Raw genomic sequence first — 8,992 nt, 5'->3', positions numbered from 1 at the left:
GAACTTGTAGGCTTTCAGAATTTGCATTTAGCGCTCAGTGTGTAGCATTATCGCCATATCTATTAAGCCCGATTGAGTGACAGAATGCAATTCACTAAAATTAATAAATCACGCCATGCGGCCTACGTTTTGCACGTACATTTGGTGTTTATTACCAAGTATCGAAAGCCGATACTGGGGGATCTGCATCACGCTTCATTCGGTCAGTGTGCGGCAGAGGTTTGCAGAGATTTTGGTGCGGCACTGAAAGAGTGTGACGGAGAGGCTGATCATGTTCACATGCTGATAGAGTACGCGCCAACGGTGCAGCTATCGGTACTGGTGAACTCGTTAAAGGCGGTCACATCAAGGCGACTGCGTAATGAATTTCTGGACTTGAGAGGTGCTTACAGCAAACCCGTACTCTGGTCACGCTCTTACTTTGCGGGCTCTTGCGGCGGAGCACCGTTGGAGGTGATCAAGCAATACATTCAAAACCAGCGGGGCTGACGCCCCGGCGAAATTCCCCTCCCACCTACGTCGGAGGGAGTCCCCTTTCGCATTTAAGATGGGTCCTCCGTGAAACGAGCTGCCAGTGTAGCGGGCCGCCGCCGCTTTGACAGCACCGGGATCACAACCTCGGGGTTTCCTTTGCATCAGGCATGATGGCGGGAGCGCTCGCCCTTGGGGTCAGGGCAGGGTCACTCGGAAGGGGCGACCACGGCCTCCTCTCCCCTGGCGGTGCGTTTCAGTTGCCCCATGAATTGCTTGAAATGGGGGAGAAACCCCTTGAACAGCTCCTCTTTGCGATGCTGCATCATGACTTCGCCAAACAGCTTCAACCCGACGATAAACGCCTGATGTTCCTGCTCCGACATGGCCAGCTTCCCCTTGCTGAGCGCCAGGATGGCAAAGATGTCGTCGTGATTCTGGCAGTCGAACTGCAACGGGGGCACCTCGCGGTCCAGCGCCTGGACCTGTACACGATAAGTGTGTGGCATCTTTCATCTCCTCTCGGGCTGGGCTTTTGCCCATATGGTTGATAAAATCAATTAAACCCTTTTAAGTTGACTTTATCAACCATGAGGTTGTCAAACCGCCTCTTCCGGATCCTCGATCAGTACAAAATCGCCATGACGCAGCATTTCCGGGCACAGCAGATCGCCCTTAGCCCCCTCCATTACAAGGTGCTGCAACTGATCCATGCGCTGGATCCCGCCACGCCGCAGCTAATCGCACAGCGGTCTGGCCGCGACAAGGCGCAGGTGACGCGCCTGCTGCAGGAGATGGAGAAACAGGGGCTCATCGAGAAGCGGCCCCATCCCACTGACAGACGCAGCATCTGTCTGGCCTTGACCCCGCTGGCCTGCGAGCGGGTCAACCAGGGGGAGCAGGAGGCCGCACGGCTCGACGAACGGCTGTGTTCCCTGCTGACGCCGGCGGAGATAGCGCAGTTGCAGCAACTGCTGGACAAGATAGAAAAAGGGCTTGAGTCGACCGATTAGGGTCAGCGTCAGGGGATCCGCTGCCTGATTTGTGGCCAACCAGCGCGGCCTGTGCTGGCGGCGCCTTGTGAGCCACTCCCGGAGATGGTATCACTGGCCCCACTCTCCCCTTCCCGCCGAGGCGCCATCGTGATCACCCTGATTAAAGAGTCCGACCAGTTGAAAATGCCCTGGAAGAACAGGCAGGGCACCACGGCCCAGATCCTGATCTCCCCCCCTGGTTCGACCCTGGACAAGCTCGACTTTGACTATCGGCTGAGCTCGGCCCCCATCAAGGAAGCGGGGAGTTTCTCCCGCTTTCCCGGCTACCAGCGCATCCTGCTGCCCGTCAGCGGTGCCGGTTTCGTGCTCAACGGCCACCCCTACGCCACCTTCGAGGCGGCCCACTTCAGCGGGGATAACGAGACCCGCTGCGAGCTGCTGAAAAAAGAGGTGACGGATCTCGGGCTCATCTACCACCCGGCGCGCATCAGCGCCAACGTGCGGGTGCTGAACCTGCCCTTCCCCCTCAGCCTCACCCTGGAGGCGGACAAGTGCTACCTCTGCCACCTGCTGGAGGGCCAGCTCACCGTGCAGGGACAGCAGGTCGCACCGGGCGAGACCCTGGTGGTGCAGGGGGAGGAGAACATCCGCTTCGAGTGCGGCAAGAAGACCACCCTCGCCTTCTTTACCCTGCAGCCCAAGCAAGCCGCCGTTTAACGCCGGGGGGCACGGCCCCCGCTGTCGAGGCAGGCCTGCATGGTGTCATAGGGGGTATAGTGCCTGGTGCGGCTGTAGTAGGTGCCGCCCTTGGGGTGACAGATGCCGCTCCGGCTCTTCTTCACCGGGGGCTCGGCGGCCAGCGCGATGGCACACAGCAGCATCAGGCAACAGCCAAGCATCCATTTCACTGCATTCATGCTCTCTTTTCCGAAGGGGCGTAGGCGGGCCACTGGCCCATTTGCGGCCTATTCTACGCCGCTCATCCCCTTGCCACCCCAGACCAGATCATGAAAGCACCGCGACGCAGCGCAAGCGAAGACAAAAAAGCCGGGACCTTCCCGGCTTTTGCTTGTACTGGCGGCGACACGGTCCTTGGCACTACCCCACCTTGAAGCTGCCCTTCATCAGGGCGAAGTGGCCCGGGAAGGAGCAGAAGAAGGTGAGATCCTTGCCCGCCAGGCCGTCGGTCTTGAAGGTAACGCTGGTGCTCTCGCCGCCCCCCACCAGCTTGGTGTGGGCCAGGATCCTGGGGTCATCCTTGGGCAGGTAGTCGTGATCGACCCCGGCGCTCATGCCGGCGGTGGCGATGGCCTGATAGTCGGCGGTGTTGGCCAGCACCCAGTTGTGGCCCATGTTGGCCACCGGCAGTTTGCCCGTGTGATTGAGGGTCACCGTCACCTCCTTGCAGGTGGCCGGCACGCTCATCGCCGTCTGGTTGAACTGCATGGCGTCATTGCCTTCGATCACCAGTGCGCACTCGTCGGCCAGGACCGGGGTGGCGAGGGAGCCAAGAAGCAGCAGGGTTAACACCTTTTTCATCACGTTCTCCTTTGATTGACGAAGGATGACAGCACAGGCATCTCGCCCCCGTGGGCGCGACCCGCAAAGATGCTGTCAGGATCGATCTTCATTATATTCAAATGTCACCGAAGGACGACCGCTTTTGGGCCAGCCTGAGGGCCCGGTCACTTCTTTTCTCCCGACCCCGGGCCCAAAGCGGGTTGCTCACATCCCCGTCCCGCTTAATTATTTGCGGCCTTCCCGCCCACGGCCACTCGCCAACACCGCAGCCGTTGGCTAAGCTGCTCCCCCGTCGATGACTCCCGCGAGAATGAGAGATGAAGTTCCCCTTTGCGCCTGCGCTGGCGCGCACCCTGCTGCTCTCCCTGATCCTGCTGCTTGGCGCCTGCCAGCCGGCCCCGACCCAGACCCGCATCCAGGGCAACACCATGGGCACCTATTATGCGGTGACCCTGAGCGACCCCTTCCCCGGCGGACAGGGAGCACTGCAACAGGAGGTGGAGGCGCTGCTGGCACGCCTGAACAAGGAGATCTCCACCTATGATCCGGGCTCCCTCATCTCCCGCTTCAATCAGGGAACGGGGCTGCCCCCCCAGGTCATCCCGGCCACCATGGCGAAGATTGTGCAACAGGGCATTGACGCCGGGCACCTCACCCGGGGGGTTCTCGATGTCACCGTGGGCCCCCTGGTCAATCTGTGGGGATTCGGGCCGGACAAGCGCCCGGTCAGGCGGCCCGGCGCAGAGCAGATCGCCAAGGCGCGGGAGCGGGTCGGCATCGACAAGCTCACCCTGACCCCCGAGGGGGATCACTTCCTGCTCGGCAAGGCCATCCCAGATCTCTATCTGGATCTCTCCACCCTGGGCGAGGGTGCGGCCTCCGACGAGATAGCCGGGCTGCTGGAGCAAAAAGGGGTCCACAACTACCTCATCGAGGTGGCGGGGGCGGTGCGCAGCAAGGGGCACAACGACAAGGGCAATCCCTGGCGGGTGGCCATCGTCGAGCCCTCGGACAGACCGGGCGCCATCGAGGATGTGGTGACCCCGAACGGCATGGCGGTGAGCACCGCTGGCAGCTATCGCAACTATTACGAGCTCGACGGCAAGCGCTACTCCCACATCATCGATCCCACCACCGGCGAGCCCGTGACCCACAAGCTGGTCTCCGCCACCGTCATCACCCCCACGGCCCTGGAGGCCGATGCCCTCGACACCGCCCTCATGGTGATGGGCCCCGAGCGGGCGATGGCCTTTGCCAGGGAGCACAAGCTGGCGGTCTATCTCATCGAGAAGACCGCCACGGGCTTTGCCGCCAGCCACACCCCCGAGTTTGCCCCCTATCTGGTGCGCAAGCAGCCCTGAATGACGAGGCCCCGCAGTGCGGGGCCTCGTTCACTGACCGCCTATTCGATGGGGATGCGGTGGGGCGCGGGGCTGGCCGCCTGCTTGGGCAGGCGCAGGGTGAGGATGCCGTTGTCAAAGCGGGCGCTCACCTGCTCTGGCGACACCTCCACCGGCAGCTCGACGCTGCGCGACACGCTGCCATAATAGCGCTCGCTGCGCAGGGCCCGTTCATCCTTGTTCTGGCTGTCAAACTGGCGGATCTCCGCCTTCAGGGTCACCAGCTTGCCGTGCACGTCCACGTGGATGTCCTCCTTCGCCACCCCGGGCAATTCCGCCTGCAGCAGGTAGTCATCCCCGCTCTCCCGCAGATCCAGCTTGATCTGGCTGGGCAACGGGTCCCCGTGCAGGGGGCGGATGTAGAAGCCGGAGGCCATGTCGTGGAACAGGTCATCAAACAGGCTGGTGCGACTCGGTAGCAAACTCATCTGATCCCTCCTTGTGAGCGGGCAAGGGAGCAGACGGGCACCCTGCCCTCTGTTGCCTCCCGCATGCTGACGCTCTTCAAGTCTAAAAACCGGGACAGCGCCTGCCAGTGCCAACTCGCCTTCCCTTGACCGGGATCAAAGGCAAGACACCCTTTTTTTCACCCAAGGTCTGCGGGAAAAACCGGGAGGCCTCCCCATGTGCAATTGCCTGCCTGCGGACTTTGGTGGCACACTTCTCCCACCAGCCCGTAGCGCCTTGATGCCAGACAGATGCAGACACCGGACTCCGTACCCGAGAAAAAACCCCAGCCCAAGCCCAAGCGCATCCTGCTGGTCAACGAACAGCGTTCCTTCCAGATGATGATGAAGGCGATGCTGATCAACATCGGCATCAACCGCATCACCTACACCAACTCCGCCGACGAGGCGCGCCGCCGCTGCCAGAAAGAGAGCTTCGACATCTATCTGCTCGACTATGAGCTGGGGGCGGGCGAGAACGGCCGCCAGTTGCTGGAAAGCCTGCGGGATCAGCAACTCATTCCGCCCCAAAGCGTGGTGATCATGGTCAGCAGCGACGGCTCCCGCGCCATGGTGCTGAGCGCGCTGGAAGCCGAGCCCGACGAATACCTGATGAAGCCCTTCTCCCAGGAGCAGTTCTCGTTTCGCCTCAAACGCGCCCTCGCCCGTCGCCAGGCACTGGAGAGCGTCTTCAGCGCCCTCACCCGGGACGATCTGCCCGCCCTGGTGGAGGCCTGTGCCAAACAGGCGGACGCGGTGCCACGCTTTGCCAACTTCTGCCGCTGCCTGCAGGCCGACACCCAGCTCAAGCTGGGCCAGGCCAAGGAGGCCCGCAGCCTGATGCGCCAGCTGCTGGCGGGGCAGGAGAACAGCTGGGCTCGCCTCACCCTGGGCAAGGCGTGCCATACCCTGGGTCTGCACGAGGAGGCGGTAAGCCACCTGCAAGCCACCCTGAAACACACCCCCCTGATGGTGGAGGCTTACCTCTGGCTCGCGGAGTCCCTGCTGGCGCTGGGCAATGACGAGCAGGCCCAGCAGGAGCTGCGCCGGGCGGTGGACATCTCTCTCCAATCGGTGCAGCTCTCCCGCCGTCTGGCGGAAGTGTGCCTGCAACGGCACGACTACGCCCAGGCCAAGGACGTGCTGCTCGCCCTCATCGATTTGTCGCGCAACTCGATCCACCGCACGCCGCATTATCTCGGGGCCTATATCCAGACCCTTACCCTCTATGCCCTCAACAGCAACGACGGCTACCACATCGCCAACCTGCAAAAGCAGGTGAACTCCGCCCTGTCGCGCATCCGCGACTCCCTGATGATGTCGGAGTTCAACTACCCGGTGTTCGAGCAGATCTGCCAGGCCCGGGTGCGCATCGCCCTGGGGGAGCTGCTAAAGGGCAAGAAGATGCTCTATCGCGCCAACCAGAACTGGCTGGACGAGCCCGCCACCATGCCTCCGGCCCTCCTTGGCGAGACCATACTCGCCCTCTATCAGCTCGGGGAGTTCGAGTACGCCGAGAGCCTGCAATCCCTGCTGGCGGAGGATGAGGATCGGCTGCTCACCACCTGCATCCAGGTGACCCGGGATGACAAGACGGTGCAGGAGCGGCGCCAGCGCTATCAGCAGCTCAACGATCTGGGCATCAAGGCCTATCAGGCCGGGGAGCTGGAGCAGGCCCTCGGCCACTTTCGCGAGGCCCTGCGCCGGGCGCCCGCCAATACCGGCGCCGCCCTCAACAAGATCCAGGTGCTGCTGCAACTCATGCAGAAGAACCGCAAGAGCCCGGAGTTTGGCACCGAGTGCAAGGAGACCCTGGAGGTGCTGGAGGGCATCCCCCTCAACCCCGCCCAGCAGGAACGTTTTCGCAAGCTGCGCCAGGAATATCATCAGCACAGCTGATATCCCCCCTCCTCCCCTCACCTATGCTGATACTGACTCAGGGAAGGGAGGGGCAACACCATGGCAATGTGCCGATACCTGGTGGCCGATGGCCGCCACTGCACCGAAGAGGCAGGGGATCATGATCTCTGCCGCTGGCACGACCCCGCTGCGGCCCACAACACCCCTGATACCGCCCAGGCGCTGGAGCGCTATGTGCGCCAGGGGGGCCTGTGCCACGGCCTGCAACTGGCCCGCGCCGAGCTGGCGGATCTCAACCTGGTGAACAGGCAGGGTCCGGAGGGATTCTTGCTGGAGCAGTGCAACCTCTATCGCGCCAACCTGCGGGGGGCCCATCTCTACGGCATTCGCATCAAGGGCGGCAGCCTGATGAAGGCCGATCTGAGCGAAGCGAACCTCCACTGCGCTACCCTCGACGACGTCAACCTGCTCGGCATCCGCTGGAAGAACACCCGCCTCGACAACCTGGAGACGGGCAAGCGGCTGATGCAGGACAGAAAGGGGCGCCGCGAGCGGGACCCGGCGCAGGCCCGCGTCTGGTTCAAGGAGGCGGAGGAAACCTACCGGGATCTGCGCAAGGCCTCGGAGGCCCAGGGCATCTTCACCATGTCCGGTCGCTACATCCAGCAGGAGCTCACCATGCGCCGCCTGCAGATGCCGTTCTGGTCCTACCGCCGCTTCGCCTCCTGGATAGTGGATCTCTTCTGCGGTTACGGCGAGGCCCCCATGCGGGTGGTGCTCTTCTCCCTGCTGCTCATCGTCATCTGCAGCATTTTTTACTTCTTCTGCGGCCTCAACTTCGCGGGCACCCACCTCATCTATCGCCCGGACGCTCCTCTGGAGCAGAACGCCATCTTCCTGATGGAGTGCCTCTACTACAGCGTGGTGACCTTCACCACGCTGGGGTATGGGGACTTCACCCCGGTGGGGTTGTCGCGGATCTTCGCCGCCTTCGAAGCCTTTACCGGCAGCTTCACGCTGGCACTGTTCGTGGTGGTGTTTGTCAAGAAGATGACCCGCTAGAAACCTGTCCACGATCTTGCTGGGAAGCCGCTTCCAAGGCTCATGTGCTGCTCGCTTATGTGTCGCCAGGCGCTTCCATGTATACATATGCACTCAGGCTCCTCTGCTGCGCGTCACCTTGCTGACAGACTCTCGCGACAGATCGTGAACAGATTACCGAGCCGCTGCGCCAGTCACAGCCCCCGAACTTGCATCCATCGCGGATTCCTAGTCCAATAAGCGACGAACAAAAACGACATGAGCACCCCGAACATGAAGATCATCTCTTTCAATATCAATGGCCTGCGCGCCCGTCTTCATCAGTTGCAAGCCCTTATCGACAAGCACCAGCCGGACGTGATCGGCCTGCAGGAGATCAAGGTGCACGACGAAGCCTTCCCGGTCGCGGATGTGGAGGCCATGGGCTACCACGTGGTCTTCCACGGCCAGAAGGGGCATTACGGGGTCGCCATCATGAGCAAGCAGGCTCCCATCGAGGTGCAAAAGGGTTTCCCCACCGATCCGGAAGATGCCCAGCGCCGCATGATCATGGCCAGCTTCAAGCGGGAAGACGGCTCCGTCATCAAGGTGATGAACGGCTACTTCCCCCAGGGGGAGAGCCAGGATCACGAGACCAAGTTCCCGGCCAAGCAGAAGTTCTATGAAGACCTGCAGCACTACCTCGAGACCCACCACACCCCGGACGACCAGATAGCGCTGATCGGGGATATGAACATCTCCCCCACGGATCTCGACATCGGCATCGGCGAGGCGAACCGCAAGCGCTGGCTGCGGGATGGCAAGTGCTCCTTCCTGCCCATCGAGCGTGAATGGATGGAGCGCCTGAAAGGCTTCGGGTTGACCGACACCTTCCGCGCCGCCAACCCCACCGAGTGCGAGCGCTTCTCCTGGTTCGACTACCGCTCCAGGGGCTTTGACGAGAACCGGGGCCTGCGCATCGACCTCATCATGGCCTCCGACGCCCTCAAGGACAAAGTGACCGAGACCGGCATCGACTACGAGCTGCGCGGCATCGACAAGCCCTCGGATCACGCCCCCATCTGGACCTGCTTCGCCTGATCCCCACGCTAGGCTAGCCCTCGCCAAAAGACCCTGCCCCCGCCCATGCGGGCAATGCTGTTCACTTAAGCGGAGCCGCATTGCGATTTACCGGAAAACGGGTCTTTGATATCTTCACCGCCCTGGGTCTCGATGGCCTGGGGCGTTTTTCTATGAACATGACGCCTATGCAGCCCCG

Annotated in this window: 11 protein-coding genes; 7 read left to right on the top strand and 4 right to left on the bottom strand. The window is 62.1% G+C overall.

What is annotated here, in order from left to right:
• The first annotated feature begins 84 nt into the window (after nt 1-84).
• Nucleotides 85-489, top strand: a complete 405-nt coding sequence (tnpA, locus tag C3418_RS21520; RefSeq protein ID WP_103261424.1) for an IS200/IS605-like element ISAs26 family transposase — start codon at nt 85-87, stop codon at nt 487-489.
• Between the two features lie 191 nt (nt 490-680).
• Here the strand turns inward: tnpA and C3418_RS21515 are convergent, their stop codons facing one another.
• The gene (locus C3418_RS21515) at nt 681-980 is read right to left on the bottom strand and encodes a DUF3861 domain-containing protein (protein WP_042014216.1); all 300 of its coding nucleotides are present in this window, start codon (nt 978-980) and stop codon (nt 681-683) included.
• Between the two features lie 81 nt (nt 981-1,061).
• On the opposite strand from C3418_RS21515, the gene C3418_RS21510 reads away from it, so the two are divergent.
• Nucleotides 1,062-1,484, top strand: a complete 423-nt coding sequence (locus C3418_RS21510; protein ID WP_052815264.1) for a MarR family winged helix-turn-helix transcriptional regulator — start codon at nt 1,062-1,064, stop codon at nt 1,482-1,484.
• A 129-nt stretch (nt 1,485-1,613) separates the two neighbouring features.
• Nucleotides 1,614-2,183, top strand: a complete 570-nt coding sequence (locus C3418_RS21505; protein WP_052815265.1) for a HutD family protein — start codon at nt 1,614-1,616, stop codon at nt 2,181-2,183.
• Here the strand turns inward: C3418_RS21505 and C3418_RS21500 are convergent.
• Nucleotides 2,180-2,383, bottom strand: coding sequence for a hypothetical protein (locus C3418_RS21500; protein ID WP_039039209.1), 204 nt, complete (start codon nt 2,381-2,383; stop codon nt 2,180-2,182). The two genes, C3418_RS21505 and C3418_RS21500, sit on opposite strands and share 4 nt — an antisense overlap.
• Before the next feature lie 181 nt (nt 2,384-2,564).
• Nucleotides 2,565-3,005, bottom strand: coding sequence for an azurin (gene azu / locus C3418_RS21495; protein WP_043155526.1), 441 nt, complete (start codon nt 3,003-3,005; stop codon nt 2,565-2,567).
• Nucleotides 3,006-3,304: 299 nt separating this feature from the next.
• On the opposite strand from azu, the gene C3418_RS21490 reads away from it, so the two are divergent.
• On the top strand, nt 3,305-4,348 hold the full coding sequence (locus C3418_RS21490; protein WP_052816446.1) for an FAD:protein FMN transferase: 1,044 nt from the start codon (nt 3,305-3,307) through the stop codon (nt 4,346-4,348).
• Between the two features lie 41 nt (nt 4,349-4,389).
• Here the strand turns inward: C3418_RS21490 and C3418_RS21485 are convergent, their stop codons facing one another.
• Nucleotides 4,390-4,815: an Hsp20/alpha crystallin family protein gene (locus C3418_RS21485; RefSeq protein ID WP_039039212.1), complete on the bottom strand. Its 426-nt coding sequence runs from the start codon at nt 4,813-4,815 to the stop codon at nt 4,390-4,392.
• Nucleotides 4,816-5,085: 270 nt separating this feature from the next.
• On the opposite strand from C3418_RS21485, the gene C3418_RS21480 reads away from it, so the two are divergent.
• From C3418_RS21480 to xthA, 3 genes are all read left to right on the top strand, one after another.
• Complete coding sequence (locus tag C3418_RS21480) at nt 5,086-6,732, top strand: response regulator (protein WP_103261425.1); 1,647 nt, start codon at nt 5,086-5,088, stop codon at nt 6,730-6,732.
• 60 nt (nt 6,733-6,792) lie between these two features.
• On the top strand, nt 6,793-7,755 hold the full coding sequence (locus C3418_RS21475) for an ion channel (RefSeq protein ID WP_069785315.1): 963 nt from the start codon (nt 6,793-6,795) through the stop codon (nt 7,753-7,755).
• Between the two features lie 252 nt (nt 7,756-8,007).
• Complete coding sequence (xthA, locus tag C3418_RS21470) at nt 8,008-8,814, top strand: exodeoxyribonuclease III (protein WP_010673667.1); 807 nt, start codon at nt 8,008-8,010, stop codon at nt 8,812-8,814.
• Nucleotides 8,815-8,992 lie beyond the last annotated feature (178 nt).

Source organism: Aeromonas sp. ASNIH8 (assembly GCF_002919855.1).
Lineage (GTDB): Bacteria > Pseudomonadota > Gammaproteobacteria > Enterobacterales > Aeromonadaceae > Aeromonas > Aeromonas caviae.
Note: the sequence above shows the minus strand (reverse complement) of the source record. Positions and strands in the feature narration are given on the sequence as shown.

Coding starts and splice junctions, on each gene's coding strand:
- tnpA (WP_103261424.1), top strand. CDS start 85: ATGCAATTCACTAAAATTAATAAATCACGCCATGCGGCCTACGTTTTG.
- C3418_RS21515 (WP_042014216.1), bottom strand. CDS start 980: ATGCCACACACTTATCGTGTACAGGTCCAGGCGCTGGACCGCGAGGTG.
- C3418_RS21510 (WP_052815264.1), top strand. CDS start 1,062: ATGAGGTTGTCAAACCGCCTCTTCCGGATCCTCGATCAGTACAAAATC.
- C3418_RS21500 (WP_039039209.1), bottom strand. CDS start 2,383: ATGAATGCAGTGAAATGGATGCTTGGCTGTTGCCTGATGCTGCTGTGT.
- azu (WP_043155526.1), bottom strand. CDS start 3,005: ATGAAAAAGGTGTTAACCCTGCTGCTTCTTGGCTCCCTCGCCACCCCG.
- C3418_RS21490 (WP_052816446.1), top strand. CDS start 3,305: ATGAAGTTCCCCTTTGCGCCTGCGCTGGCGCGCACCCTGCTGCTCTCC.
- C3418_RS21485 (WP_039039212.1), bottom strand. CDS start 4,815: ATGAGTTTGCTACCGAGTCGCACCAGCCTGTTTGATGACCTGTTCCAC.
- C3418_RS21480 (WP_103261425.1), top strand. CDS start 5,086: ATGCAGACACCGGACTCCGTACCCGAGAAAAAACCCCAGCCCAAGCCC.
- C3418_RS21475 (WP_069785315.1), top strand. CDS start 6,793: ATGGCAATGTGCCGATACCTGGTGGCCGATGGCCGCCACTGCACCGAA.
- xthA (WP_010673667.1), top strand. CDS start 8,008: ATGAAGATCATCTCTTTCAATATCAATGGCCTGCGCGCCCGTCTTCAT.